At 43.7% G+C, this 26100-nt stretch carries 24 protein-coding genes; 11 read left to right on the top strand and 13 right to left on the bottom strand.

Annotated elements, in window-relative coordinates:
- Positions 1 to 22: 22 nt before the first annotated feature.
- The 3 genes from ychF to ACT7WV_RS19765 all read left to right on the top strand — a co-directional run bounded on the left by ychF (position 23) and on the right by ACT7WV_RS19765 (position 2224).
- A complete protein-coding gene (gene ychF / locus ACT7WV_RS19775; RefSeq protein ID WP_445104535.1) occupies positions 23 to 1114 on the top strand; it encodes a redox-regulated ATPase YchF in 1092 nt (363 codons plus the stop codon).
- A gap of 25 nt (positions 1115 to 1139) precedes the next feature.
- A complete protein-coding gene (locus ACT7WV_RS19770) occupies positions 1140 to 1496 on the top strand; it encodes a phage holin family protein (RefSeq protein WP_445104534.1) in 357 nt (118 codons plus the stop codon).
- Positions 1497 to 1696: 200 nt separating this feature from the next.
- Complete coding sequence (locus ACT7WV_RS19765; RefSeq protein WP_445104533.1) at positions 1697 to 2224, top strand: hypothetical protein; 528 nt, start codon at positions 1697 to 1699, stop codon at positions 2222 to 2224.
- A 95-nt stretch (positions 2225 to 2319) separates the two neighbouring features.
- Here the strand turns inward: ACT7WV_RS19765 and ACT7WV_RS19760 are convergent, their stop codons facing one another.
- Positions 2320 to 3180 (bottom strand): nuclear transport factor 2 family protein, encoded by an 861-nt coding sequence (locus ACT7WV_RS19760; protein WP_445104532.1) that lies wholly within the window; start codon positions 3178 to 3180, stop codon positions 2320 to 2322.
- A gap of 209 nt (positions 3181 to 3389) precedes the next feature.
- Between ACT7WV_RS19760 and murG the strand changes: the two genes are divergently transcribed.
- The gene (gene murG / locus ACT7WV_RS19755) at positions 3390 to 4460 is read left to right on the top strand and encodes an undecaprenyldiphospho-muramoylpentapeptide beta-N-acetylglucosaminyltransferase (RefSeq protein ID WP_445104531.1); all 1071 of its coding nucleotides are present in this window, start codon (positions 3390 to 3392) and stop codon (positions 4458 to 4460) included.
- A gap of 40 nt (positions 4461 to 4500) precedes the next feature.
- Here murG and ACT7WV_RS19750 read toward each other — a convergent pair whose 3' ends face one another.
- From ACT7WV_RS19750 to ACT7WV_RS19720, 7 genes are all read right to left on the bottom strand, one after another.
- The gene (locus ACT7WV_RS19750) at positions 4501 to 5043 is read right to left on the bottom strand and encodes a L,D-transpeptidase (RefSeq protein WP_445104530.1); all 543 of its coding nucleotides are present in this window, start codon (positions 5041 to 5043) and stop codon (positions 4501 to 4503) included.
- A gap of 210 nt (positions 5044 to 5253) precedes the next feature.
- A complete protein-coding gene (locus tag ACT7WV_RS19745) occupies positions 5254 to 5496 on the bottom strand; it encodes a DUF3134 family protein (RefSeq protein WP_445104529.1) in 243 nt (80 codons plus the stop codon).
- 1102 nt (positions 5497 to 6598) lie between these two features.
- The gene (locus ACT7WV_RS19740; RefSeq protein ID WP_463424279.1) at positions 6599 to 7360 is read right to left on the bottom strand and encodes a sterol desaturase family protein; all 762 of its coding nucleotides are present in this window, start codon (positions 7358 to 7360) and stop codon (positions 6599 to 6601) included.
- Positions 7361 to 7436: 76 nt separating this feature from the next.
- The gene (locus ACT7WV_RS19735) at positions 7437 to 7562 is read right to left on the bottom strand and encodes a hypothetical protein (protein WP_445104528.1); all 126 of its coding nucleotides are present in this window, start codon (positions 7560 to 7562) and stop codon (positions 7437 to 7439) included.
- A 91-nt stretch (positions 7563 to 7653) separates the two neighbouring features.
- The gene (locus ACT7WV_RS19730) at positions 7654 to 8937 is read right to left on the bottom strand and encodes a pentapeptide repeat-containing protein (protein ID WP_445104527.1); all 1284 of its coding nucleotides are present in this window, start codon (positions 8935 to 8937) and stop codon (positions 7654 to 7656) included.
- Positions 8938 to 9167: 230 nt separating this feature from the next.
- Complete coding sequence (locus ACT7WV_RS19725) at positions 9168 to 9572, bottom strand: helix-turn-helix domain-containing protein (RefSeq protein WP_445104526.1); 405 nt, start codon at positions 9570 to 9572, stop codon at positions 9168 to 9170.
- Entirely contained in the window at positions 9553 to 9855 is a 303-nt protein-coding gene (locus ACT7WV_RS19720) for a type II toxin-antitoxin system HigB family toxin (RefSeq protein WP_445104525.1), read from the bottom strand. The genes ACT7WV_RS19725 and ACT7WV_RS19720 overlap by 20 nt, the downstream gene beginning before the upstream one ends.
- 508 nt (positions 9856 to 10363) lie before the next feature.
- Between ACT7WV_RS19720 and ACT7WV_RS19715 the strand changes: the two genes are divergently transcribed.
- Complete coding sequence (locus ACT7WV_RS19715) at positions 10364 to 11833, top strand: TldD/PmbA family protein (protein WP_445104524.1); 1470 nt, start codon at positions 10364 to 10366, stop codon at positions 11831 to 11833.
- A 164-nt stretch (positions 11834 to 11997) separates the two neighbouring features.
- Positions 11998 to 13338, top strand: a complete 1341-nt coding sequence (locus tag ACT7WV_RS19710; RefSeq protein WP_445104523.1) for a TldD/PmbA family protein — start codon at positions 11998 to 12000, stop codon at positions 13336 to 13338.
- A 10-nt stretch (positions 13339 to 13348) separates the two neighbouring features.
- Here the strand turns inward: ACT7WV_RS19710 and ACT7WV_RS19705 are convergent, their stop codons facing one another.
- A complete protein-coding gene (locus tag ACT7WV_RS19705; RefSeq protein WP_445104522.1) occupies positions 13349 to 14095 on the bottom strand; it encodes a class I SAM-dependent methyltransferase in 747 nt (248 codons plus the stop codon).
- A gap of 106 nt (positions 14096 to 14201) precedes the next feature.
- Between ACT7WV_RS19705 and scpB the strand changes: the two genes are divergently transcribed.
- Complete coding sequence (scpB, locus tag ACT7WV_RS19700) at positions 14202 to 14693, top strand: SMC-Scp complex subunit ScpB (protein WP_445104521.1); 492 nt, start codon at positions 14202 to 14204, stop codon at positions 14691 to 14693.
- A 144-nt stretch (positions 14694 to 14837) separates the two neighbouring features.
- Entirely contained in the window at positions 14838 to 15224 is a 387-nt protein-coding gene (locus ACT7WV_RS19695; RefSeq protein ID WP_445104520.1) for a DUF760 domain-containing protein, read from the top strand.
- A gap of 430 nt (positions 15225 to 15654) precedes the next feature.
- On the opposite strand, the gene ACT7WV_RS19690 is transcribed toward ACT7WV_RS19695, so the two are convergent.
- Entirely contained in the window at positions 15655 to 16920 is a 1266-nt protein-coding gene (locus ACT7WV_RS19690; RefSeq protein WP_445101297.1) for an IS701 family transposase, read from the bottom strand.
- A gap of 205 nt (positions 16921 to 17125) precedes the next feature.
- Positions 17126 to 17332: a hypothetical protein gene (locus ACT7WV_RS19685; protein WP_445104519.1), complete on the bottom strand. Its 207-nt coding sequence runs from the start codon at positions 17330 to 17332 to the stop codon at positions 17126 to 17128.
- Between the two features lie 710 nt (positions 17333 to 18042).
- Between ACT7WV_RS19685 and ACT7WV_RS19680 the strand changes: the two genes are divergently transcribed.
- The gene (locus ACT7WV_RS19680) at positions 18043 to 19731 is read left to right on the top strand and encodes a PGAP1-like alpha/beta domain-containing protein (protein ID WP_445104518.1); all 1689 of its coding nucleotides are present in this window, start codon (positions 18043 to 18045) and stop codon (positions 19729 to 19731) included.
- Between the two features lie 60 nt (positions 19732 to 19791).
- On the opposite strand, the gene ACT7WV_RS19675 is transcribed toward ACT7WV_RS19680, so the two are convergent.
- Entirely contained in the window at positions 19792 to 19941 is a 150-nt protein-coding gene (locus ACT7WV_RS19675; protein WP_445104517.1) for a hypothetical protein, read from the bottom strand.
- A 61-nt stretch (positions 19942 to 20002) separates the two neighbouring features.
- Here ACT7WV_RS19675 and ACT7WV_RS19670 point away from each other — a divergent pair, with 61 nt between their 5' ends.
- Both ACT7WV_RS19670 and ACT7WV_RS19665 read left to right on the top strand, forming a co-directional pair.
- Positions 20003 to 21517, top strand: a complete 1515-nt coding sequence (locus ACT7WV_RS19670; protein WP_445104516.1) for an Ig-like domain-containing domain — start codon at positions 20003 to 20005, stop codon at positions 21515 to 21517.
- Between the two features lie 682 nt (positions 21518 to 22199).
- Complete coding sequence (locus ACT7WV_RS19665) at positions 22200 to 24416, top strand: GDSL-type esterase/lipase family protein (RefSeq protein WP_445104515.1); 2217 nt, start codon at positions 22200 to 22202, stop codon at positions 24414 to 24416.
- On the opposite strand, the gene ACT7WV_RS19660 is transcribed toward ACT7WV_RS19665, so the two are convergent.
- Entirely contained in the window at positions 24403 to 26049 is a 1647-nt protein-coding gene (locus ACT7WV_RS19660) for an alkaline phosphatase family protein (protein WP_445104514.1), read from the bottom strand. The genes ACT7WV_RS19665 and ACT7WV_RS19660 overlap by 14 nt on opposite strands.
- Positions 26050 to 26100 lie beyond the last annotated feature (51 nt).

The following is a 26100-nucleotide window of genomic DNA, read 5'->3' as shown; positions in this document are numbered from 1 at the left end:
CACAACTCATCTTCAAACTGCCATGCTCAGAGCCGGAATTGTCGGACTGCCCAATGTTGGCAAATCCACCTTATTTAACGCCCTAGTTGCCAACGCTAAGGCTGACGCTGCCAACTTCCCCTTCTGTACGATTGAGCCGAATGTAGGCGTTGTTGCCGTCCCAGACGAGCGCCTGGAAGCTTTAGCCAAGATTTCTAACTCAGAGCAGATTGTACCTACTCGCGTGGAGTTTGTAGATATTGCCGGTTTGGTCAAGGGTGCCAGCAAAGGGGAAGGCTTAGGTAATCAATTTTTAGCTAATATCCGAGAAGTTGATGCCATTGTTCATGTGGTGCGTTGCTTTGATGACGATGACATTATCCATGTCTCTGGTTCGGTTGATCCAGTCCGAGACATTGAAGTGATTAATCTGGAACTAGCTTTGTCAGATTTAGCACAAGTTGATCGTCGCATGGAGCGCACCCGCAAACAGGCTCGTACTAGTAAAGATGCACAGCTAGAGCTAGGAGCGCTAGAAAAGTTGAGCGCTGGTTTAAATGAGGGTAAATCAGCCCGACAGATTAATTTAACCGAAGAAGAAGCTGAGTCGGTTACCGTTTTGGGGCTATTGAGCAGTAAACCAATCATTTACGCAGCTAATGTCTCCGAGAACGACTTAGCCAGCGGCAACGAGTGGGTAGAGCAAGTGCGGCAAGTTGCCTCGGCTGAAAATGCCCAAGTTGTGGTTGTTTCTGCTCAGGTTGAGTCAGAACTAGTCGAGTTATCCCAGGAGGAACGAGCTGATTTCCTAGAGTCTCTTGGCGTTAAAGAGGGTGGCTTAAAATCTTTAATTAGCGCCACCTATCAACTTTTGGGCTTGCGAACTTTCTTGACCACTGGCCCTAAAGAAACTCGCGCCTGGACAATTCACACTGGTATGACAGCACCTCAGGCAGCAGGAACAATTCATTCCGATTTTGAGCGGGGATTTATCCGGGCAGAAACAGTAGCCTACAATGCCCTGGTGGAAAACGGCTCGATGAATGCTGCCAAAGAGAAAGGTTTAGTGCGTTCTGAAGGTAAAGATTATGTTGTGCAAGAAGGAGATGTCATGCTTTTCCGGTTTAATGTTTAGGTAGTGGTGTTCCGGAGTTACATAAATGGATCTGGTAAGTCTTTTCCTCGCCTGGATCGTAACCTCTGTAAGCTTGTTTATTATTTCCAAACTGCCGACCGGTGTCGAAATTAACAGTTTTGGAAAAGCGATGTGGTCGGCAGTAGTCTTTGGACTTTTGAATGCTTTCTTAAGGCCAGTTCTAGGATTTTTAGCTTTTCCTATTACTTTGCTGACCTTTGGCTTATTTTCTATTGTCCTCAACGCAGTTATTTTTGGTCTAGCCGCTTGGCTAGTTAGAGGATTCCGCTTGCGCTGGGGATTTTGGAGTGCTTTAATTGGAGCGATTGCTCTAGGTATCATCAACTCCCTAATTTATCAGTTGCTCGGAGCTATTAGCTGACTTCTGGGCAATTCACTAACACTAGCGCAGTGTCAACAATCATCCCTGCCTCAATCTTTAATTAAGGCAGTTATGGCGTTTAGGCTATAAAGAGAACCATAATAGAGCGGTGCACCTACCGACTGTGTTTTAGGCATCGATTAAGCTAAAATCTGCGAAAATTGTGCTCTGCGCTTTGTTGGTATTGAGGAGTTGGGAAAATGCGGCGTCTTATTAGTTCATTTTCAGCTGTAGGAACTGTTTTATTAGTTAATCTTGCCAGTATTACTGGTTTTGCCCTCACTAGTGAACCAGCTTCTGCCCAAGCAGCTTACGGTAGTTATGTCGGTGCTGGTGTTACTGTCGGGGTTGGCGAGGATAATCAGGGAGATGGCCAGCAAGCTGGAGGGGTAATTGCAGTACGCTACAAATTGTTGGAAGCCCCCCTATCCTTACGGGCACAGGCTCTGATTGGAGACAATATTGCTGTAGTGCCCAGCATCTCCTATGACATTCCTCTTTCCTGGCAAACTGATTTCTATGTGGGATTAGGTGTTGCTCTTGCTAACGGCGATGACCCTTCGCCAGTCGGGGATAAGACCAGCTTTGCTATACAACCAGGTCTGGATCACGTTATCCCCAATTCTAATACTGTAATTTTCGGCAATGCCATTATTGCTTTTGACGCCTATCGTGATGGGGGTGGAACAGCTGTTTCCGTCCAAGGCGGCGTTGGTTTGAAGTTCTAGGGGCGCTGCCATCATTAGAGGAGATTATTGAGGGGATCTTCGGTAACCCCCTCGCCTGCTGATTCAGTTGGCTGCAAACCAACGGCAAAAAGAGGTCAATTAGAGGGCTTAGTGGCGGCTGGGGAACCCTCAACAACTGGCAAACGTTGAATAACTGTTGTTATGCCATCTCGTCGGATCAACACCGCAGAAACCCAGCGGCCACCCTCCGTCATCGGAGCCTTACCCATTTTAAAAATTCCACCAGCTGGCAGTAACTCTAAATCAAAATTAGCCGGTTTACTATAACCCTCGGTGCCAACCGGTTCTTCTAGAGCAGTTCCTAACAATAAATCATTTCCCAGAGGTTCTTCAACGATGACATCGAAGTTGTATTTTTGACCAATACCTACTTGCTCTGGTAACTGAACTTCTACAGTAGGAGGATTCTCTCCTGAGCTTAGCTGAGTACGTTCTGCCAGAATTTTCTGTTCAACAATTTTTTGGTCTTCAAAGCGCTGGCGCGATCGCAAAGTAGATTCGAGTTTCATCTCTGGGGAGTCACCGGAGGGGTTACTGGTGATGTAAGTCACCGTTTCTGTAACGATACCGTTGCCCTCTTGCTCCCAGCTTGTCAGTTCTGTGCGGTAATTCAACTGGGGGTAGCGCTTCCAGAGTTGAGTCAAAGCTTGCTCCATCGAGGTAGGAGTTAAGCCATCGCTATTGCGGAAATTAGTACCATAGAAATCCATAACTTCCTCAAGATCTTGCTTATTTGCTGCTGCATCGATTTGCGTCAAGATATCTTTAATCTGAGGAGGTGCGGTTTCAGGGCTTTCTGCTTGTGCTTTGATTACCCATCCCCCTGTTAAACCTAAGGTGATGACAAAAAACACTGACAAGTCTAGGGAGCAAGACTTGGCAACAGAAGCAAAGGACTGGCAGAGTCGTTGCAGTGAAGTTACTCGATTGCGCATTAGGGAATTAGGTTGGATAGTTTATATAGAAGGAATTAGTCTCTCAATGCTTGCAGAAATGCTAAATTTGTCTATTTGCAACTGACTTATCAATTAACTAATCACCAATCTTAACTGAAATTTCGATTAGCCCCACTTTATCCCTGCTAGGTCACTAGGGAAGAAGACGTTACTGAAAATTAAAGCTACCTCGAGGAGAAAGATTAACTTTGTCTAACACACCGATTCGCTTGCTGATTGCTGCTAGTGGTACTGGTGGACATCTATTTCCTGCGATCGCTTTAGCCCAACAACTGCCAGATTACCAAATTGAGTGGCTGGGCGTCCCTAATCGTGTTGAAAAAGAGCTGATACCAGATCAGTATCCTTTCCACACTATCGTCGTTGAAGGCTTTCAACAGAGCTTTGGTCTGGGAACTGTAAAAATTTTCGGACGCTTAACTGTAGCAATTGCTCAGGTAAGACGACTGCTAAAAGCGCGTAAATTTGATGGCGTCTTTACCACTGGCGGCTATATTGCTTGGCCAGCAATTGTGGCTGCACGCTTACTGGGTTTACCCGTAATTATTCACGAGTCCAACGCCATCCCCGGTAAAGTAACTCGCTGGTTAAGTCCTCTGTGCAGTAAAGCTGCTATTGGTTTTGAAGCAGCTTCCCAGTATTTACCCAAGGGTAAAACAATCTGTGTCGGTACACCAGTGCGCTCCAGTTTTCAAGAATCCCAGAAGCTTGAGTTAGCAATTCCTGACGATGTACCTTTGATTGTCGTGGTTGGAGGTTCTCAAGGCGCAGTTGCGGTGAATCAATTAGTACGTCAGTGCGCCCCGACTTGGTTTGAGGCTGGTGCTTGGATTGTTCATTTGACAGGTCAAAATGACCCAGATACTGCTACCTTGGAGCACCCTCAATATATACATCTGCCTTTTTATCACAATATGGCGGGGCTACTGCAAAGAGCGAATTTAGCTATCAGTCGTGCAGGCGCGGGAACTTTGACCGAACTTGCGATCACTAAGACGCCAGCTATCTTAATTCCCTATCCTTTTGCTGCCGAAGACCACCAAGCCTATAATGCTGCTAGCTTCGTTGAGGCTGGGGCTGCTTTAGTTTTCCCTCAAGTGGAACTAACACCCCAACTGCTGGAAACTGAGGTGCTAAATTTACTCAACTCACCCCAGCAATTGCAGGCAATGACTCAAAAAGCAGGAACTCTGGCAGTGACAGACAGTGCTCAACGTTTGGCTGCTTTAGTGCGTCAGCAACTAGAAGCCAAAAATTGACTTTATTGGCACTAAATACGCTCAGAAATAGCATTACTAGCTAGTTACGTACTACAACCATCGTACCTAGGGATGCCCATTCGTATAACTGATTCGCATTATCTACTGTCAAATTAATGCAGCCATGAGTCACACGCGAACCAAAATTGCTATGCCAATAGGCACCATGTAAGGCGTAGTTACCAGAGTAGTACATAGCGTAGGGAACGTCGGGTATATTGTAACCTGAGCCGCGCATCCGTGTAGAGCGGTGCTTAGATTGGATAGTAAAGCTGCCGGTTGGGGTTGGTGTAGAGTCTTTGCCGGTAGAAACAGGGAATGTATAGCGAGCCATATTGCCCTCCCAAGCTACTAACTGCTGTTCGGACAAATCAACTTCAACCCAGCGTCTTACATTAGTTTCAGGGAAGAAGGGTGTTTGAGTTTTAACTGGGGGTTGTAATTCTAGGTATAAAGTACCCGCTGAAACTTCAAAAGAACATGACCCTAACGTTATCAGGGTGCTAATTACACCGAAGAGGTAGGCGGTTCTTGAGGATACCCTTGCCAATGCAGACCAATAGCCTTTTGTTGTTGCACCCATCGCTAAAGAAAAATTGATTGATATAGAGGAAGCCTTTGGCGATAAAAATGTTGTGGCTAACTAGTTGTGCATTAAAGCATAAAAATCCTCAATAATGCCTTTCCCTTCAAATGTTTACAGATTTACTCGACCGATATCCGTGAGCAATTTGCCGATAGTGAGACAGTAACAAGGCGAGGATCATCGACGGCAGTGCTTGTGCTATCGTTCCTAACTAACCCAACCTTCTTTATCTTCTTCTTCTTGATCCTGATTGTAAATTGGTGTTTCCAGAAGATCTTCTAGATCTTCTTTTACCTCATCGTTATGGGATTTATCTGCCTCATTCAATTTGAATCTACCTGTACTTTCAATCCAATCGTAAAGAGATTCATTTTTTCTAGGGAGAATAATTTGTATTGGCTTATCCCAAGCTTCTTCCTGGAGTGCGGGATTGTTGTAAAGCTTAGCCATATTGGCTTACCTCTTGAAACTTTGTATACCTTGCCTCTGTCGTTTAGAGACTGATGATCCAACGAAATTTTTAACTAAAGGCAGAACTAAAGCTACTTACCTGGCAATCCATCGTGCCTTTTGGGATCTTTCTTTTCCTTTTTGTTCCCCTCTGATTGTCCTTTTGGCTTTTTGGATTCTCTGTTACCTTTTTTTTCTTTCGACATAATGACTCCTAAATTTAATGCTTATCTCAATTGCTGAGGTTGGTTTAAATTCACAAAACCTAGCTGTTAAGACATTTCGGGGTATGGGATTTACTCTGTTTGATGCAAATGCAGATTTTCAACTACACCTAGAAACTCAGTGTCATAGCAAAGAACAGGAGAAATCATACTCCTAAGAAGATGCAGTGCTTTACCTCTAAGCCAATACACCCCTTCTCTTACCAAGGGGAGGGGGCGCAATAGCGCGGGTAGGATCTTCTTTACTTCACTAACTGGCAATCTGCTGTATCGTGCCACTGCTGTTTTGATGAAGGAAATTCTGCCGAGCGCATATCACGCTCAATTGCTTAGTTATTGACGAATCCTTCATCGTCTAGGGTATATCCAGTTGCCAGAGGTGCATGAGTCAATTAACTGTCATCCTGACAGATATTCAGCTCGTACCTCAGCTAATATCAGTTACCTGTAATCGCTACAAAGATGTTTCTTGAGGTTGAGGGTTTTCCCTTTTGTTCTGGTGTAGCGCCTGGGTAACCTCTGTATAGACCTTATACACAATATTATACCCTATTTAAACAATATACGTACTGCTAGATTAAGTTATAAATCACTCAAATCTCTACATGCTGTAAATTGCAGTTGTTGGCATAAAAAAATGAGTGATGGGATAAGAAAATCGTATTTTTTAGATAAAACTTATGTTACGGGCAATGCAGTATTACTCATAAGATTTTTAAAAAAAATGAGCAATATTTATTCCTTTTAGTTCTTCTAGGTAATCCTTAAAAGAATCAATTTAGCGATGTAAGTAGTACTTTTTCTGGCAAGAAAACTACTATTTTTTTTACTACAATTTCAATAATGTACGATAACACTAGAGGTTGTTAATCAAGAGATTAATTCCTTAAAACAAGATCAAAATCATTCTCGTAATTAGGGTCTTGAGTGCCAAACAATTTATCCCAAAATGTGAAGTACAACCCGTAGTGGACTGTATACCTACGATGATGAATGGCGTGGTGTGTTGGGCCAATAAGCCATCTTCCGAGCCAGTGGCGGGAAAACGACGAGGGAAATATCTCAAATCCTAGATGATTCCATACGGCCCAGATGGTCATTGTCAGTAGCACGGCGAGCAGGGTGATGAAATGGATGGGGATAATAAAGACTACACCGATAAAAAAGACCGCCTGTATAAATGCCTCTGGTGGGTCGAAGGCAAAAGATGTCCATGGTGTTGAATCTCCTGAGCGATGGTGACCATAGTGCATCCATTTATAGAACAACCGGTTGTGAAACAACCGATGGATCAAGTAAAAATAGGCATCCTGTAGAAGCAGCACTGCTATGAAGCTGACCCCCAAATACCACAGTCCATATTGGTACGGGTCAAGGTACAACAGGGTTAACCCCCCATGGTATCCTGACATGATCAGCGCGGCACAAAAGGCAAAAACTACTGCCGAGAGCAGCGATAATTTGATATCCCTTTGAATCGACTGACCCAACGGGGGCGATTTATGCAAGCTCCGTTTGACCAGGAGTTTCCCTAGAGCCGAATAGCAGAACCAGTAAGCTCCCCCAGCGATGAAAAAGTATCTGGCAAGAATCACCCCGAAGAAGACGAACCAATAAAACCAAAATGAGTGATTCGTCAATTCATTCGTCAATTCAGCGTTTCCTTTTTGGATTGAGATGTTAAATTAGCTCAACGATCATACCAGAATCTCAAGCTCAAAGATGTCCTCCGAAGGGTAAGCTTTCGATGAAGTCACATGGTTCTGTGGGTACATCAAAGATAATTTCAAAGTGCAGGTGGGGTATCATGCGTCGCAACAGTTGTAGGTGCCCTTGGTGCATCACTGCGACTGCGAAAGCGTCCAACTATGCGGGTGTGCATTCCTGACCGAGGGTTGATGATGCACCAAGGGAAAAGTTTGTCTTTCTCTAATTACATCCAACGTGCTGGTCTTTCTACATAGTCTGGCAGAATAGTTGTGCTATCTCCGTATGCCGACAAAATTTCCTGTGAATTGAGGTTTTTGGCATTCGTAAGGTCTGCTCCTTCCAGGTTTGCGTTCAAGAGGCTTGCTCCTAAGAAGTCAGCTTGTCTGATGTCTGCCCCTTGTAATTTGGCCTTACAAAGGCGTGTACTTTGCATCTTAGCTAATTTAAGGAATGACTTTTGCAAGTCGGCGTAACTAAGCTGTACTCCTTTGAGATTAGCTGCCAGAAGGTTCGTCTGTTGCAGGTTGCTTTTATTTAGGAATGCACCTTCCAGATTAGCTTCTGTGAGAATTGCTCCTTGGAGATCTGCTTCAATAATGCATGCCTGTTTTAGGTTGGCATTTCCAAGATCTGTCCCCTGTAGTTGGGCTTTTGTGAGGTCTGCCCCTTGCAGGTTAGCTTGATATAAATTTGCACCTTGTAAATTGGCTAAATCAAACTTTACACTTTGCAGGTTAGCTTCCCTAAAAATTGCCCCTTGCAGGTTAGCTTCCCTAAAAATTGCCCCTTGCAGGTTAGCTTCTCTGAGGTTTGCACCTGCAATATCTACCTTATTTAAATTAAGTCTCTGATTTTCGGGATCTTTCTCTATATCACGCCGTCCAATAACGGTAAGTGCTGCTTGAATGTCAGTGCGAGGTTTTTTTTGCTGCTGTTCACCCTCATCCTCTAAATCGTCCTTCAAAGGAGCATTTTCTCGCACAAAAGCTGATAAAACTTCCATAACTGTCCAGTAGTATTTTTCCGACCATTCACCATTTTGGGAATATTCAGCAATACTTTCTAGAGCATAAATTCCACCTAAACGGATTGATATATTATCAGAACCAAGTTGTTCAATCGCCTTAGTAAAACGTTCTGTGATTTGTCCCTGTTCTGCTACCTCAGCATTTTTGGTGGCAGCGATCGCATTTTCTGTCGCTGCAATCGCATTCTTCTCAAAAGCTTTAGCTCGTTTAGCTCCATAGTAGACATTGAACAGAATAGCTATGCCACCAAAAACTGTGGCAAGAATTTGAATAGATGTAGTAACTAAGTTAATTGCCTGATGCTTAAGCTCGAAAAAATCTTTTACGTTGAGGATTGCTTCTTGCTCTTGAATGGGAGTAACATTCAGCCACCAAAGAAAAGGCAAAACTACTAATAATCCCACAGCACTAAATCCAGCTACCAGGCGCTTTAACCAGAGTCTCAGTTCTGTAAGATCATCTGTTTCATTAACACTCATGATTTCTCATCTATCAGAAATAAGTGCAATCAATTCTAGTCAAGGGAATTGTAGGCAGTCCAACTATAAACAAGCTACGCCATTAATTTTGATCAAGCCCAATAAAAAAAACAATTTGTGTCAATTTTCAATGTGTTTCTTGACTTAAGCACAAATCTCTGACCTAACTATTAACCAAAAGCGAGCAAGATGCTCGCACTATTTTAGATGCGATCGCATTTATCCTAAACTTACTCAAAAAATGCCGCAGGCGAGGTATGAAAAAACTCAGCAAGCTTACGAATATGACTGACTGTAAGCTGTCGTTGACCATTCAGCACTGCCGAAACAATAGATTCGGTTTTGAAAATAGGAACTAAATCTTTTTGCCGCAAACCAAATTCATCGAGCAGAGCTTTGAGCAATTCTACCCCCTGAATATCCGGTATAGACTCGCGTTTCTGTTCGTACTCGTAGACTAAAGAACCTAAAACATTAAGATAATCTTTCTCGTCTGGCGTTAACGTGCCGCAATCAATAAGCGAATCGATGACCTTTTGGGTTGCCAGAAATTCTTCCTCAGAGTTGATTGGACGAGGAGGAAAGGCTTTAAGTAATTCTATATAGGCACTAGAACTACGCGAGCCACTTGTCATTTTTCCAGTTTTGTTTGTCATATTCCGCGTGAGTTAGCACATGGCGGATAAAGACTTTTTGATACTCGTAATCTACCAAACCAATAAGCCGATATTTGTTGCCGCCAATGTTAAATACTGTGAGATTACCAACTAAGTCGGCTGAAGGGAAAACTTGACGTAACTCTACAAAATTCTGCCACTTAGCTAGAGAGGTGAGTTTGTACCATAAGCACAAACTAGTTTCTGCATCAGGGTGCTTTCCCCAGAAATGGGTGAGTCTGGAACGAGTAATAATATGCATAAATTTTTAATATTTTATCTATTTTCATACTGACCACCGTGTCTACCCTTGAGTTTGCTTGCTTATACTAACTTAGCAAATTGCGAATTCAAATGAAACAGATAGCCCAAATAAAAGGGACTTAATCATTGGAGAATTCCTAGTAGACTTCGGCTTTAATCTGCCAACCATTGGTAGTGTGAGCGTCTCGCTCACGCGGGCAAGACTCCCGCACTCAATCATTGGATAATTCCTTGTAGAACTCACGCGGGCAAGATTCCCGCACGATAGTTGCTAAACTCCCGCCATCCTGTACCAGGCAATGCTGACCTTTAGATTACTTTGAGCAATAGTATTTAGTCGCCAAATCCTTAGCCAGTCTCTAATAGCCACGAGAGAGAAATTTGAGGAATACCGAACCTCATCCACCCCACTGATGCCAACCGGGGCTTCTGACAAATTCGCTACACTAAAAAAACACAAGAATAGCCAATCCAACTCGATATTCTGCAAACACAGGAAGCTCTATATGCCGCCTACCCTACTTCTGTCTAGAGAATTGCCTACCTTAAAATACAGCTCCACACAGAATTGCTTTGATCAAACCTGGGAAGCTCCCCTCTCGACTCTCCTTGGATTAGGACGTGCAGCAGGTGCTGATTTTATTGAATTTTTCTTAGAGCGAGTCAACTACATTAGCTGTCTTGCAGAAGATGACACCATTACCAGTATTTCACCGCGACTCTCAACTGGGGCTGGTGTCAGGGTATTTCGCGGTAAAGCTGACTGCTACGTCAGTACCAATGATTTGTCCTTTAATGGGCTCAAAACCGCCCTGGAAAAGGGTTTATCTATCCTGGGACTAGAACTGCCAAACCCCAACTCTTATGTCCCAGAAATTAACCTAGAACTGCTGCGAGACTACGCCACAGCTAAAGGCAAAGAAGCCTGGTTACCTGAATGTAGCTCAATGCAGGAAATGGGAGAAGTGCTGCTGGATGCTAACGCCAAGCTGAATCTCAAAGCTGATCATGTACAATCCAGACGAGCCACTTATTTCCGGGATTGGCAAGAAGTTCTAGTCGCAGCCAGTGACGGCACCTTTGCTAGAGATATTCGCTTAACTCAGTCGGTAGGTTACAATCTGCTGTGCGCTGATGGTGCCAATCGTTCTTCCATCAATCAGCGTCTTGGTAGCACCAGTGATCCTAGTTTCCTACGGAATTGGCAGTATCAAGCGACGGCTGAAGCAGTCGCAGAATCAGCAGGAAGAATGCTCTATGCCGAATATGTGGAGTCGGGGACTTACCCGATTATCATGGCAAATGAATTTGGCGGCGTCATCTTCCACGAAGCCTGCGGACATTTGCTAGAAACCACTCAAATTGAACAAAAAACTACTCCTTTCCTCGACAAGAAAGGCGAAAAAATTGCTCACGAAAGCCTAACCGCTTGGGATGAAGGACTATCAGAAAACGCCTTCGGCACCATTGATATGGACGACGAAGGTATGCCAGCACAGAGAACATTGTTAATTGAAAAAGGAATTCTCAAGAATTTCTTAGCGGATCGTACAGGTTCTTTGCGTACTGGACACCCCAGAACAGGAAGCGGACGTCGCCAAGGTTATACCTTTGCCGCAGCTAGTAGGATGCGCAATACTTATATTGCCCCCGGAGACTACTCCGTAGAAGACTTATTTGCCTCGATTGATAAAGGTATTTACTGTAAAAAGATGGGAGGCGGTAGCGTTGGCGCTACAGGTGAGTTCAACTTTGGTGTGGAAGAAGCCTATCTCATCGAAAATGGCAAAATCACCAAACCCCTCAAAGGAGCAATTCTCATCGGTGAAGCTAAGGAAATTATGAATAAAATTTCCATGTGTTCTCAAGATATAGGCTTAGCTTCTGGTTTCTGTGGCTCTGTCAGTGGCAGCATATATGTCACCGTAGGACAGCCTCATATTAAAGTAGATTCCATCACCGTAGGTGGACGCTAGGTAACCCGTAAATTCAGACTATAAACACAACACACCGAGGCTTGCCACGGGAGCATGCCAAGTTGGCAAAAAATTGCTAGTGGGAGCAGCTTGCTCCCTAAAATTACACAAAGCGGGGAAGATGCCCGCACTACGATGGTTAATTTTGACCAATAAAAACGATCATGCCCAACACCAAAGAAATTGCCTCCTACGCGGAAACCAGCGCCCGTCAACTTAAGATCAAAAAATACGACATCTACGGCTCAGCAGTTGACGAAACCAGCGTAAAAGTTGACCAGGGAGAACCTAAGCAAGTCAAAGCTTCCAATCGCTCTAGTGTTATTGTGCGAGTTTGGAACGAAGACAATACTATGGGAGTTACTTCAACCACGAGTGTTGACCCCAATGGCATTGAATTAGCTCTCAAAACTGCCTACGAAGCAAGTTTTTTTGGAGTAAAGGAAAACACACCTGACTTTAGCCCGGAATCTGGTGCCCCTACTGCCGATATCCCTAACGACAAGGCACCCCAAGCGCCAGTTTCCCAGCTCATCGAAAAACTAATTGTTACCGAAAAAGAGCTAATTGCGGCTCATCCAGCAATCAAAGGAGTGCCCTATAACGGTTTATCTCAAAGAGATATTGACCGCTTCTATCTGAATAGCGAGGGTGCACTCAGAGATGAAGCTCGTTCTTATGCCTCAATCTATCTCTACAGCAAAACTGAGGAAGAAGGCAAAAAACCGCGCAGTGCTGGTGCTTTCAAAATTAGCCGAGATTTAGAACATTTAGACATTGATGGCTGTCTCCAAGAAGCAGCCGAAAAAACCATCAGCCATCTAAACTACCAGAAAATCAAGACTGGTAAGTATCGGGTAGTATTTTCGGCAGAAGCCTTCCTCAGCTTGCTGGGAGCCTTTTCTAACTTGTTCAATGCCCAGAGTATTCTGGATAAGCAAAGCCTTTCTACCCCCGAATCTCTCGGCGAGCAAATTGCCTCTCCCCTAATTTCGGTCTATGATGATGCACTACATCCAGATAACATTTCAGCAGAGACTTTTGATGGCGAAGGTACACCGACTCGACGTGTCCCTCTAATTACTGATGGAGTTTTGACCAGTTTCCTGCACAGTTCTGGTACAGCCAAACGGCTCAATACTCAACCCACAGGTAATGCTAATATTGGGGCCAAAGTGACGGTTAGTCCTAACTTTTACCATGTGATAAGTGGCACGTCGGCGGAGCAATCCTACAGCCTTGATGATGCTGATAAGGTAATTCTAGTTGATGAGCTTACTGCTCTCCATGCGGGAGTTAATGCTTTGCAAGGTTCTTTTTCTTTACCATTCGATGGTTGGTTGGTGGAAAAGGGCAAGAAAACTAGCATTGACTCTGCAACTATTGCTGGAGATTTTCTGGAGGTTTTAAAGTCGATCATTTTTGTGGAACAAGAAGCTGAGTTAACTCCCGGTGGCGTTTGTCCCAGAGTCTGGGTTGAGGGACTCTCAGTGACTGGAGAGTGAGTTTTGGTGGCTAAAAACTGGTTTTGTACAGCTCAAACAACTCTCCCTCTGATTGTTTGATTACCTTAGCCCCAGATTCTTTGAGTACTTTGTCCCAGTTTACTAGTGGCTCAAAAAACACTTCCGCCCCTAGATAGGTTTCTAAAACAGCCCAGTCTTCCGCTAGGGGCTTTTCCGGGTTGAGGATGTCAAAAACAAAGACACCTTCTGGCTTGAGTACCCGCTTGACCTCCTGCATAACTTTTAGCCAGTAATCTGGGGGATAATAGCAGCTCCAGCCAGTAGCAATTACCAAGTCAAACTGGGCATCATCATACTGTATCTCTTGAGCTGAGCCAAATTTGACACCGTTAAACAGCTTGGAGTTGAGTTGAGGAGCACGAGTATTTAAAGCCTGCTGCGCCACTGTACTAATTTCTTGACCGTAAAAAAATGCTCCCCAATCTCGCCAAAGATAGACCAAAAAGCTTACACCACAACCAATGTCTAAACAGTGTTGGTTCTTTTTTGGCTGCTGCATTTCCCAGAAGGGAGAAACCAGTAAATCTGTGAGTTTATCTGTTACCCAGTCTTGGAAAATGGGCATAGCTTCCACTTCTGCTGGCAATTCAAAGGCTTCGCCCCGGTAATGCTGGTTAAAGCGAGAAGCAATGAGCTGTTCCTGTGGGGTTAATTGATTGATAATTGCTGGCTCCTGGAATGCTGGCAAATCCTTCCTTGGGATAAGCCCCAGTATAACAACCCAGGCAGTAATCATGTTGCTGATTAGGGAGAAGCTAGCTCAGGCAAAAAAATAATTGACATGTCTAGATTTAAAATGGTCAACTCCTCTAAAATCTAAAATCTTCGAGCTAAGATTGCCCATGCCTCGTTTAGCAACCCAGATAGAAGCAATTCTCTACCTGAAAGGAGAAACTCTCTCGATTGCAGAAATTGCCGAATATGCCGGATGCGATCGCGAGTATGCCGAAGACGCCCTGATTGAACTGATGGCAGATTATGCTCATCGGGATAGCGCTCTAGAAGTAGTAGAGACGCCTGCTGGTTATAGCTTGCAGTTACGTTCCTCTTTTCATCCTTTAATGAAAGACTTAGTTCCCCCTGAATTGGGAACAGGTGCTTTGAGAACTTTAGCCGCGATCGCACTCAAAAACCCTATTGCTCAAGCTGATTTGATCAACCTGCGGGGTAGTGGTGCTTATCAACATATCCAGGAACTTGTTGAGTTGGGATTTGTCAAGAAACGTCGACAAACTGAGGGGCGTTCCTACTGGTTACAAGTCACCGATAAATTCCATCGACATTTTGAAGTTGACCAATTACTCCCACCGCTTGAACCCTATTCTCACTCCTGAGAGCAACTTCATAGTTTCTTTACAAAAGCTTCTGTGCCTGAAATTTACGCCTATAGGACTACAATTAATTAGGAAAAGTGCAGGTTGGCTGACATCACAATCGTTTAGAGTAGAGACTAAGTAAGTCAAATCTCAGACTCCATAATGGTATTTAACGCTGACTTCCTCAATTCCCAACCCGAAGATGACGCCGATCAAACTAACCAACTGCTGAATTATCTCCAGCACCAATCACCCGATGTATTATCTAGGGTTGCTAAATCCGCAAGCCCGGAAATTCAACAGATAATTTCTCAAAATGTTCAGGGACTGGTAGGTATGCTTCCCTCGGAACATTTCAACGTACAAATCACAACTGATCGAGAAAACTTAGCTGGATTGCTGGCTTCAGCGATGATGACTGGCTATTTCCTGCGTCAAATGGAACAACGTATGGAACTCGAAGAAACTATGTACGACTCAGTTACCTTGCGACAAAAACCGCATCACGGTAAAAAGCCCAATGATTCCTCTAAGCGAACTGAGCAATAGACGTCCTGACGTCGTGCTGTTGGACACAAGTAAGCTCCCCCGTAACACCTAGTAGGTTATAGGGGAGTTTTGCTGTGATGAGGAACCCTCATACTTGGTCACTACCCCTGCGTTTTTCTCTGAGAAACCATTTACCCAGATCGTCTTAGCGCTATTTGGGAGTGTAATTGACCAAATCATCCGCCTGCGGCAAAAGTCCCCATGATGATTACTGACAGTAAAATACCAGGGCTTAGTAGCAAAAACAACATTAACACTTCATGAGCGGTCATAGCTGCAAATTTCCTAACTCTTCGTCTTTTAAGCTAACTTGCGATAGGGGTACTTGCCTGAAAATGAACAATTTATTTTAAATTACTACTGGAGCCATGGTACTGTTTCCTGTACCTCTAGAATTTGAAGTAAGTTAATAGTGGGACTTAGACAGATTTCAAGCCCAAACAAAGCCCAAAGCAGCTTTGTGAGCAAAGAATACGTCCCGATTGTGGTTCAACCACTCCATAAAACGGAAAGACATCGCTGTCCGAAACGCCTCTAATGCTTCAGTAAAGGTGTTTAAAGGTTTCGATGCCCAACGCCGTCTTAATCCTCCGGTTAAAGTGTGCCATAAAATAAATGTATAGGCACAAAACACAAGCATGAAATGTCTTATCAGGCTTCTATAATCTCTGACTTGATATTCAGATAAACCCAACCAGCCTTTGGCTTCCCGATAGAAAACTTCTACCCAATTTCTTTGAGAGTAGGTAGTTACTATCCAATCGGCTGTGGCTTTTGTTGATTCAACATTGGTAATAAAATAGTCAACATCACTAGCTTGGTCGAAGGTTGAGGCATTCATGACGATAGCAATTGTTCTCTTTCCTTCAAGCTGTGAGAGTTCAACTTCTACAGGAGCCACCCAAACGGTTTTCAGTTTATCTAGATTGATTTGAACAGGGGTAAAATCTTTTGGCGACAAGGATTCGGCTAACTTATCTAGGCGAATCTCTTCTCGTTGACTTATCCCTATTTCAATTATCACCTTACGGTTTTTGGCTAATCCTCCTATATACTTGAGTTTCCTTTTTTCCAGTTCCAGCAAAAACGTTGTGTTATTTCCATACCCAGCATCAATTAATACGATACCCGGTCGATATCCTCTGTTCATGCTGCGGTCAATTAATGCTAAGCCTAACTCCGGCTTTTTCTGGAATTCAATATCTTTTTTTCCTTCAGCTAAAGAACTAGCGTGTTGAGATAACTCTATATCTAACGGTAGGCTTTTTTTCCCATCATATAGATGAGTTGTTACCACTACTATTCCGTTGTCTGTCTTCCCGATTTCTCCAATGTACTGTCGTCCTACTCCCGCCGTGAAATTGCCACTTTTCCTATGTCCTGAGTCATCTACAATTAACGTGAATCCTCTACTTATTCGGGTTGGGCTACACTGATTCATCACCAGTAGACGCCGCTCATTTACCTGTTGAGCATTCCAGGGGGCTTCCGTTAAAAAATGATGTAATCGGTGGTAAGTCACTCCCACCGCGTTATCCGCCATTTGAGACAGGTTTTTTCCTTCACTTTCCCCTAATAATCCCCCAATATAGTTCCTAAACTCCCTTTTTTGCGCTTGATGTCTCCAGACATCATCAAAGCGTTTGCACCATCTATCGAAGCAAGGAGGCATGGCGGCGGGGGTTGTCTCTTTCATGTCTTACACTCTAATGTCAAATGGCTGCCATGCCTAAATTATACCTTTATTAACTCTTTATTTTCGTTTAAGTCCCGATAGGGTGAAATACCGCAAGCTAAGCTGATGCTTGAGGCAAAAAACATTATAAAGTTTAAAAAATAAAGCTAGTTACAGAGTCGTCAAATCCCTTTGGGAAATTAGTAAATTCTTACCAGACAATGGTCTATTCGACCACTTTAATCAAGCCAGAGTGCAAGCCTTGATACACTTGCTCAACTAAAATTTTTTCTTCCGATGATAGTAATTTTTTAGATAGCAGAGCAGTCATAAAAAGTTGTTGGTCAAGGCGAGAAATTTTGCGAAGGGAAATAATACGACCAGCGACTTGACGAACTGGGAATTTAGGGAAGCAGACTTCAGTGTGTCTCATAAATTTACCGAGTAACTCTGTATTTCTACTATCAGCGAAATAACGAAAATACTAGGTGATCGATAGAGACAACTTATAGTGATTAAGGATAGTAAACAAATGTGACAGAATTATCGCGCTTAGGTGATTTGAATCACTAGCTGTTAGGAAGCGCGTCCTTTTCCGCTGCCTTCTCCGGCGGTGCAGAATCTTGCAACTTCGGTTTTATTGTCATTATTGGTAGCAATAAGTGAAGCTCAATGGCGCTTTGATACTCGCCCAGTCTTACTTCAAGTGGTGCCTAGGGTATGGGAAAGTTTTAACCTAGTTTTGTAGAGTAGCAACTACCTATACCTTACCCCGAAATTGGCGCAATTGCTGATTATCGTTAGAGCAATGATTGAGACTTAAAAACCTGATTGACCAATAAAAATGAAGTATATAGAGTCAGATAGCTATATATATATATTGAATGGTACTGGCTGAAGTAGGAAATAGCCGTTTGTCGCTAAAAATCCCCATGGGGGAGTTGGAGGGGAAAACCCCCCATTGGGGAGGACAGGACTGCACGACCTGCACGCGTAGCTTGAACTGTCCGTCGGACAGAGTGCCTAGTAAGAAACCCCCTAGACAAGGATTGATCGGTTGAGATGAATTTTCTTAAATCAGTGCCATTCATCCATATATCCAACTTAACAGACAGATTCTATAGGAGAGCTAAAGGAGAGCTAATGACCGGTCATCACTCAAGTCAAACACGTCGTCCTCAACCACTAATATTAATCCGTGGGTTTGGCGGTCTTAATCCTGAAGGAGAGAAAAAACTTGCTTATCAAGGATTTGAGCAAGGTAGCGTTTACCATCACAAAAAGGGAGAAAACTATATCTATGAGGGATTAGTTCTACGCTTTCTCAAGTCAAACTGGCGGTATCAAGATGCGACTAATGTTGTCGGTTATTACAGCAAAGAAATTAATGATGACCTAGCTCTTCCCAAGAAACTTGAGTATTTGGAGCAGATGAGTGCCAATGGCTCCATTTTGCCAGAGAAGCTACAGAGATTAGCAGATAAAGGCGTTATTAATAAATTCAAACACCTCAAAGAGCAGGGTTTTTTTGCGGGAAACAAGATTGTCATTGACCCAGGAATGGCGCTTTATCTGATTGAGTCTACAGAAGATCTCTGCCGCTCTCTTTGGGTATTTCGCTACTATGACCTTAATGATCGAAGATTTGAAGCCTACGGCGAAGCGCTTGTCCGACTGATCGAGCTAATTCAAGAACTAACCGCCATGCAGGATGGTGTTAAGCCAAAGGTGAATATCCTAGCTCATTCTATGGGTGGGTTGCTGGTTCGTCAGGCGGTTCAAGTTGCCTATCCCAAGAAAGGTCTGAAAGCTGAGGACTATATCAATAAAATTGTCACCTTGGGGACTCCCCACCAAGGCGTTAGCTTTCAAATCGTGCAAAATTGGCCGGAAATTGATGCGGCCCAGGAACTAGAAAATTTCAATCCTGACTTTCAAAATAAGCCAGAAAACCCAGCTTCCTACCGTAATTTTCAGAATCACTTTCCTCCAGAACGCTTGCTCGCAGTAGTTGGCACTAACTATCAGTCTTATAATTCTCAAGCTAGTGCTTTGCTAAACCGCTTCTTTTCCGTTTCCGGCGAGTACGGATCTAACTACAATCGCTCTGATGGGCTAGTTAAGCAAGCCTCTGCTCAAATTCCCGGAGTCCCCCGAACATTTGTTCACAAATCCCACGGTGGTTTTGACTCACTGCTTACCTCTCGCGAGTCTTTTGAGATCGCGACACGCTTTTTTTTGGGCAATGTGCGATCGCGCCTTCGTCTAGTCAAAGCTGAAGTTACCCGTGGGAAAGATTGGTTTGGCAAAAGTGAGTTTTTCTTTGGCGTTTCCATTAAACCGCGTGGTGTGGACTTCGAGCTTTTTCACCAGAGTGAGGAAGCGGAAAACTGCTATGGTCCCTTTAATAAAGAGGATTTGAGCGACGAAAACCCTGCTTTTAATTGGGCGGATGAGCGAAAACTGATTTGGGAAGGCCACCTCGATACCATGTCAATTCTGGAAGATGACAGTATTGAACCCAAAGACATGGTGCTCAGGCTAGATTTTTATGTGGGTGAGCGCGATCTTCTTGGTATTGGTTTCTCTGACAACCTAATTTTCCGCAAACATTATTACGTGCGTGCTCTGGTCACTAAAAAGCCACTAGAAATCTACCTCCACACTAACGAGCGATTTTCTCAACCAGGTTTTGAGCCGCAACCGGAAGATAAGATGAGAAAAGTCAACGATGGCTGGCATTTTGATGTGAAAGGAACCGGCTTTAAAGGCACTTTCTGCATTGAAATTGACCGGATTCCTGAAGATGGACAACCACAACCATTGAGTTGACCAGTAAGTTAACTAGAGACACGGCATGGTTATGGAGTAGTTTTTCGCTGCCATTCTAAGTTAAGCAGGCAATACTTTAATCTCTGGGGTATTGCCCCGATAAAGGTAAAATAGTCTGATGCAGCAGTAGCTAGCTGATTCAGAAAATATTGGGTGAGTATTGGGATTTGCTAATATCGTCATCACTCCAGCTTGGTTTTTGTATTGCATTTCACCTCCTTTGTTAGTGAAATGCAATACAAAAACTGTCTGACTTAACTCTGCAATACTCATGTTCAACATATCGGATCAAACCTTGAGGTTTAAAAAGTTACTCCAACCTATAGATCGCGTGGCGTTGGCGGTAATGTTAGTGCTGAGCCTATTAATTGGGATATTGCTGTTGAGTGGCGATCACAGTAGACCCCGCGTACGCAACTTTAGTTGGGATAACAAACAGGTAGGCGCTCAGGATACTGCCTTTATCCTAACTTTTAACCGCCCGATGAATCATGCCAGTGTGGAAGAAAATCTGCAAATAAGTCCACCTGTTCCAGGAAAATTTAGTTGGGCGGGTCGTCGCATGGCTTATACCCCCCTTTCTCCCGTACCCTATGGCAATCAATATGAAGTGCAACTCGATGGGGCAAAAGATCAGTTTTCTCAGGGCAGCAATGGGATATCAATAGAGTCTTTTGAGGCTTCTTTTCGCACACGAGATCGCGCTTTTGCCTATGTGGGCGTTGAGGGAGAAGAACGGGGAAGGTTAATTCTCTATAACCTTACTCAGAGTCAAAAAACTATCCTGACTCCCCAAGATTTAGTAGTCAAGGAGTTTAAATCTTACCCAGAGGGTGAGCAAATTTTATTTTCTGCCAGTATTCTTGGAAGTCAAGATCAAGGTTTGCTTGCCCAACAACTTTATACCGTGACTACGGGATTATCTTTTCAATCCTCGGCTGAGAAGTTAGTCTCCTCGAAAACGGCTGGCAAAATTAAATTAGTTTTGGATAGTGAAGAATACAACAATCTGAAATTTGACTTGTCTGCTGATGGTCAAACGATTATTGTCCAAAGAGTTAATAAGCAAAATGCTGGTGATTTTGGTATTTGGATAATACAGGCTGATGGTAATCTACGACCATTGCAAAATCAGCCGGGGGGTGAATTTTTGATTGCTCCTGACAGCGCCTCTGTAGCAGTTGCTCAAGGTCAAGGTGTGGCAATTCTGCCCTTGAAGTCTTCTACTGAACCGTTAGATTTTTTACCTAAGTTTGGTAGAGTTCTCAGTTTTGCTAATGATGGTTCAGCAGCAGCAATGGTAAAGTTTAACAATGATTACACTCGCTCGCTCTTTTTGGTCACCAATCAGGGTTTTCAGCAGGAACTACTGCGCACAACTGGTTCAGTTATTAGCTGCCAGTTTGCTCCTGCAAAGACTCATCTTTACTGTCTACTAACTCAACTAATTGAAGGGGAAGAGTATCGAGAACAACCCTTCTTGGCAGCAATTGATCTCAAGAAAACTGACGACAATACTACCTCTTTTGTCAAGCCTTTAGTTGTCTTACCAGAGCAACGAGATATTCAAATGGATTTGTCCCCAGATGGCTTAGCTTTGCTCTTTGATCAGAAAGTTACCCAAGCCCCTTCAGCCAAGGATAGTTTAAGAACTGATGAAGGACAAGCGATCGCGAGTGGTCTTCTTTGGCTATTGCCTTTAGTGGATACTACACTATCAGAACCCCCGACAAAGTTAAAACCTGAACAGCTTTTACCAGGATTTCATCCCCAGTGGTTGCCTTAATTAAGGCTGAGGTCTCTTTAAATAGGTGATATTAGAATTAGTTTTACAATGATCAAATATCTGTATAATGGATTTTTTAGGATTGGTGCAATCAGGCTTTTTTGAACGCATATTTGTTAAATAAATATTTGATGATCAAAGTCGTATTGTTAACAGCATACTTCTTAAGTTAAATTAGCACTTTGTAACTGGGAAAAGCGTAAATTCTTTCTGGATTTTTACCTGCTTAAAAACAAGGCAATTTTTGATCAATAAAGAAGGAGAGATTCAACAGTAAATCACATTTTGTTTATTGATCTTTCCCTGCTTTACAGAATCTTTACTTAAATTTTAAACTACCTTTATACTTTTTGTTGCAAAATAAGAGGTGGGAATCACAGATTGATGTAAGTAGAAAGTTAAGTAATTGCTGAGATTGATTTTACTCGAATAAATTGAATTATTCAGTAAATTGACTAATAGTTACTTCCCTAGACAATTACTTAACTTTTTGTGTAGTACTTACGCTGAAATTCCCCAAACCCTTGCACAGAGATCAGCAAAAAAAGTGAGCTGGGGTTTTAAATACCTAAATTTTTTTACAGGTTCTGTGTAAAGACACATAATCCTGTTTTTGAGATTGGTTGCAAGACTTAAAAACGCCTTATCAGTCAACTAAAGCAATCTTTTTGGAGCATCAAAAATGACATATATCTGGGACGAGGCTACTTGGCTACAAGTTGCCATGGCAGAAACCGCACAAGCCATTGGTGCCGGAGGCGAGAACAATTTTGCTGTAGCTAACGAACTCTACGACCCCATTACTCTAATAAATTATGGCAATCCTCTGTTGACTGAAACAGAGGATGTTTTCTCAAATCCCAAGCAAGCTGAATCAGCAGAGATTCTGACCACCGAGGGAACACCTAACCAAGAGACAACTCCTCTACTAGAAAACAATTACGAGACGGTTGCTCCCATTACACCGCCAGATATCAATAATATCGACCCCATCTTCTGGGAAACTGAAGAGATACTCCCAAACCCTAACCCAATTGAGTCAACGCCTACTCCAGCTTCCGAGGAGGAAATCAGCCAAATTATGACCCCGGAGGCAATACCCACAGCAGAAACTCCTCTCATCTTAGAAGAGACTTACGAAGCGGTTGACCCCATTACTCCGTTAAAGAGTAGCCTACCAGTCCTTATTGAAGCTGAGGACATGATCTTGAGCAACTATCAAGTAGAGGCAACACCAGGCCTCGCTTCAGGAGATCAAGTAATCAAGATTCTCGGTGATCAGGGAACCCAAGGCGTAGCCATAACTCAATTCACCGGTAACTCTGATACTTATAAGGTGATTGTAAACTACTTCGATGAGAACGATGGAAAGTCTGCTGTGGCGGTAAAGATTGCAGGCAATGAGTCTGCCTTTACTTTAGATGAAGACCTAGGTCACAGTAGCCTCAGCAACCAGAATCGGGTACAACAGACGATTTTCGCTGAACTGAAAGTCAACACCGGAGACTTCATACAAATCAGCGCTATCAGCAATGGTAACGAGTTTGCCCGCATTGACTCTCTCCAGTTCCTTCCTGTGGGAGATGGCACTAGTTTAACTTTAGCTTTCGAGGATGCTGACGATACTCTTTGGGGAGATGGACAGAACAACGCCATCAATGGTTCTCAAGAAAACGAAATCTTCAACGGTGGTGCAGGCGATGACACCATTAAAGCGGCTGCAGGCGATGACCTCATAATTGCAGGTGCTGGCAATAATACCTTTAACGGTGGCAAAGGTATTGATACAGTTAGTTATGCTCAGGCGACTGGTGGCATTATTGCAGACTTGAGTGCAGGTGTTGTTACTAGAACATTTGCACCTTCATCTGACATACCTCTGAAGATTATGCCCTTGGGTGACTCCGTTACTTACGGAGTGATTAATAGTCGGGATAGCACTCTCCCACTTAATACAGAGAGTGGCGGCTACCGCAAGCTTTTGTGGGACAAATTTGTCGCCACTGGTGTCAGTAGTGCCATAGATTTTGTGGGTTCCCTCAACAATGGTCCGAACGCTATTGATGGAGATCATGAAGGACATCGTGGATTTACCATCGAGCAAATTGCTAATGATATTGACCTCAATCAGAAGCTAGCTAGCTACCAGCCGGACATAGTACTGCTAATGGCTGGTACTAATAATGCCAAGTTTGGCGATGCTGAGGCGGCTGATGAAAATCTCAGTGCCTTAATTGATCAAATTACCACTGAGTTACCTAATACTCATCTATTAGTTTCTTCGATTCCACCGATCGAGGATAGTCTAACCAAGAATGAAAATGCTATAGCGTTCAATCAATATCTGCCGGATACAGTATCTGACAAAATTGCTCAAGGCAAAAAAGTTACTTTTGTCGATAATTTCCGTTCACTAACCACGGCTGACATCTACGATGGTATGCATCCCTCCGCAGAGGGTTACGCAAAAATAGCCGATAATTGGTATAGCTGGCTCAGCAGTAGTCAAGACAGCCTCAGCAATCTTGAAAACCTGATCGGTACAGCCTATGATGACCAACTGACAGGGAATGCTGGTGTCAACATCATCAAAGGTGGTGCTGGTGACGATATAATCGCAGGTGGTGGTGCCGATGACCGACTCGAAGGCAATGCTGGCAAAGACATATTTGTCTTAGCACCAACCACTGGAACTGATATGATCCTTGACTTTGAAGTTGGTACAGATTTGCTAGGACTATCTGGCGGTTTGACGTTGGAGAATCTGGCAGTTTTCCAGGGCGATGGTAGTTCCCAGAATGATAGCCTGATTCAAGTAATCGACAGTAATGAAATTTTGGCTTTGCTCAAGGATGTGCCAGCTAGCTTGATCACGCCTGATAGTTTCATGGTTGTTTAACTAGCAGAGGTTTGCCGTCAAAGTATTCAGGAATTGGGACTCCCATTAACTCCAAAATTGTTGGTGCTAGATTGACGGCATGACTCTCTAGGAAAGTAGAACCAGCCTCAATTCCCGGTCCATTTACGCTCACAAATCCTCGTGGACGGTGGCTACCAGTGCGTCGGTAGGGGACTGGGCCAATACGTCCGTAGTTAGGATGATCAATCACCTCCGCAGGCGGCTCTTGCCACATTACCACTAAATCAGCATCTGGTAGTTTAGCCTGGTGCTCATCCCCTGACTGGCGCGTCCGCATCACTTGTTTTACCACCGCTTCCCCTGTGCGAGCGTTCCTAAGTTGATAGAGGTGCTGTGTCAACTCTTCACACAGAGTGTCATACTCAGCAGTTGATACAATGCCATTAGGCTCGCGTCCTTTGAGGTTAATGCGGATATAGCCTTCGGAAAAGCTGGGTAGGGCAAAAGCCTTCATCTTCGGCCACAAGGGACGATACCACATCGTCGGCTGCCAAAATAACGGATGTCCTTGCTTCTGCAACTGCATAGGAGAGAGCAAATCTTCTGGGTAAGTGCCCAAAAATTGATCCAAATATTGGTGAAACTTACTGGGTAAGAAGTGTCTGAGTGTCCTTTTAATTAGATTTGGCTCATACTTGCGCTCCCAGACTTCCCCTGTCCAAGTTTTCCGCCTAGGAGAGGTGACTATTGGCGGCGGGGAACTTCCTGGCTTGCCTTGAGCAATCATTGCCTTACCTGGGAAACTGAACCGATAGAGAAACTCAGGCAACAGTAACATACTACCGACATCAGTGGTGTTGTGACCACTGCCGTGGGTGGAAAATACTACCGTGTAGGTGTCATCTGGCACCTCAGCTATAATTTCTCCTAGTGCCCGGTCTACAGCTTCAAAAACTGCTAGTAGGGGATCTTCACAGTAACCACCTCCCGGCTTATGCTGATAGAGGGGATGACCTGATTGACTTAGATACCACAAGTCATGAGCTGCTGAGTGGGTTTCACTAAAAACCGTCAAAAAGAGATCCCATTTTTCCTGGCGCAGTAGGTTTCGACAAATAGCAATGCGCCGTTCAATACCCGTAAGCAAGGCTTTTTGGAGACGGTTGAGATAAGCTTTATCCCACCAATCTCCGTGATCTTTTTGAAGTGCTGGATGTCGGCCATAGTGGCGGTTTAATTCCTGCCATAACTGCGGCGGTTGAGAATGACTCGGTGTTTGGGGTGAGTGTGCTCCCCAAGCTAAAACTTGTAAGCCGTTGACTTGATTCGAGAGTGTGGACTGAGGTAAGTCAAATGCGGCTACCCGATAGTCATCTCCTAAGGCATAAAAAGGTGGATATTCAATAAAATCATAGGCTTCAATTACTGCAACATCGTAGCTGCCTTCTTGTAATTTTAACGGTGTCCAATAGCCTATTTTTTGTGGTAGGCAACCCGTCAAAAAAGTTGTCCAGGGTGTTTCAGCTTGGTAATAATTAAGGTTAGTTAACCTACCATAGGCTCCCTGTTCCCGTATTTGCTGGAGATTTTTCAGGTATCCCTGAGACATCCAAGTTTCGAGCAAAACTGGATCGGCTGCGTCTAGTCCGATGGCAACCACTGGTTTCTTCATATAGCAATCCTAGATGGATTGGGAGAAACGCCTATTCTATCTATAGTGAGT

This window comes from Symploca atlantica LB2515, assembly GCF_052546295.1.
The sequence above is the reverse complement of the archived record's forward strand: the minus strand, read 5'-3'. Positions and strand labels throughout refer to the sequence as shown.

Bases quoted from the DNA above. Each gene is read 5' to 3' on its own strand.
- ychF (WP_445104535.1), top strand. From the start codon at position 23: ATGCTCAGAGCCGGAATTGTCGGACTGCCCAATGTTGGCAAATCCACC.
- ACT7WV_RS19770 (WP_445104534.1), top strand. From the start codon at position 1,140: ATGGATCTGGTAAGTCTTTTCCTCGCCTGGATCGTAACCTCTGTAAGC.
- ACT7WV_RS19765 (WP_445104533.1), top strand. From the start codon at position 1,697: ATGCGGCGTCTTATTAGTTCATTTTCAGCTGTAGGAACTGTTTTATTA.
- ACT7WV_RS19760 (WP_445104532.1), bottom strand. From the start codon at position 3,180: ATGCGCAATCGAGTAACTTCACTGCAACGACTCTGCCAGTCCTTTGCT.
- ACT7WV_RS19750 (WP_445104530.1), bottom strand. From the start codon at position 5,043: ATGGGTGCAACAACAAAAGGCTATTGGTCTGCATTGGCAAGGGTATCC.
- ACT7WV_RS19745 (WP_445104529.1), bottom strand. From the start codon at position 5,496: ATGGCTAAGCTTTACAACAATCCCGCACTCCAGGAAGAAGCTTGGGAT.
- ACT7WV_RS19735 (WP_445104528.1), bottom strand. From the start codon at position 7,562: ATGCACCAAGGGCACCTACAACTGTTGCGACGCATGATACCCCACCTG.
- ACT7WV_RS19730 (WP_445104527.1), bottom strand. From the start codon at position 8,937: ATGAGTGTTAATGAAACAGATGATCTTACAGAACTGAGACTCTGGTTA.
- ACT7WV_RS19725 (WP_445104526.1), bottom strand. From the start codon at position 9,572: ATGACAAGTGGCTCGCGTAGTTCTAGTGCCTATATAGAATTACTTAAA.
- ACT7WV_RS19720 (WP_445104525.1), bottom strand. From the start codon at position 9,855: ATGCATATTATTACTCGTTCCAGACTCACCCATTTCTGGGGAAAGCAC.
- ACT7WV_RS19715 (WP_445104524.1), top strand. From the start codon at position 10,364: ATGCCGCCTACCCTACTTCTGTCTAGAGAATTGCCTACCTTAAAATAC.
- ACT7WV_RS19710 (WP_445104523.1), top strand. From the start codon at position 11,998: ATGCCCAACACCAAAGAAATTGCCTCCTACGCGGAAACCAGCGCCCGT.
- ACT7WV_RS19705 (WP_445104522.1), bottom strand. From the start codon at position 14,095: ATGATTACTGCCTGGGTTGTTATACTGGGGCTTATCCCAAGGAAGGAT.
- scpB (WP_445104521.1), top strand. From the start codon at position 14,202: ATGCCTCGTTTAGCAACCCAGATAGAAGCAATTCTCTACCTGAAAGGA.
- ACT7WV_RS19695 (WP_445104520.1), top strand. From the start codon at position 14,838: ATGGTATTTAACGCTGACTTCCTCAATTCCCAACCCGAAGATGACGCC.
- ACT7WV_RS19690 (WP_445101297.1), bottom strand. From the start codon at position 16,920: ATGAAAGAGACAACCCCCGCCGCCATGCCTCCTTGCTTCGATAGATGG.
- ACT7WV_RS19685 (WP_445104519.1), bottom strand. From the start codon at position 17,332: ATGAGACACACTGAAGTCTGCTTCCCTAAATTCCCAGTTCGTCAAGTC.
- ACT7WV_RS19680 (WP_445104518.1), top strand. From the start codon at position 18,043: ATGACCGGTCATCACTCAAGTCAAACACGTCGTCCTCAACCACTAATA.
- ACT7WV_RS19675 (WP_445104517.1), bottom strand. From the start codon at position 19,941: ATGCAATACAAAAACCAAGCTGGAGTGATGACGATATTAGCAAATCCC.
- ACT7WV_RS19670 (WP_445104516.1), top strand. From the start codon at position 20,003: ATGTTCAACATATCGGATCAAACCTTGAGGTTTAAAAAGTTACTCCAA.
- ACT7WV_RS19665 (WP_445104515.1), top strand. From the start codon at position 22,200: ATGACATATATCTGGGACGAGGCTACTTGGCTACAAGTTGCCATGGCA.
- ACT7WV_RS19660 (WP_445104514.1), bottom strand. From the start codon at position 26,049: ATGAAGAAACCAGTGGTTGCCATCGGACTAGACGCAGCCGATCCAGTT.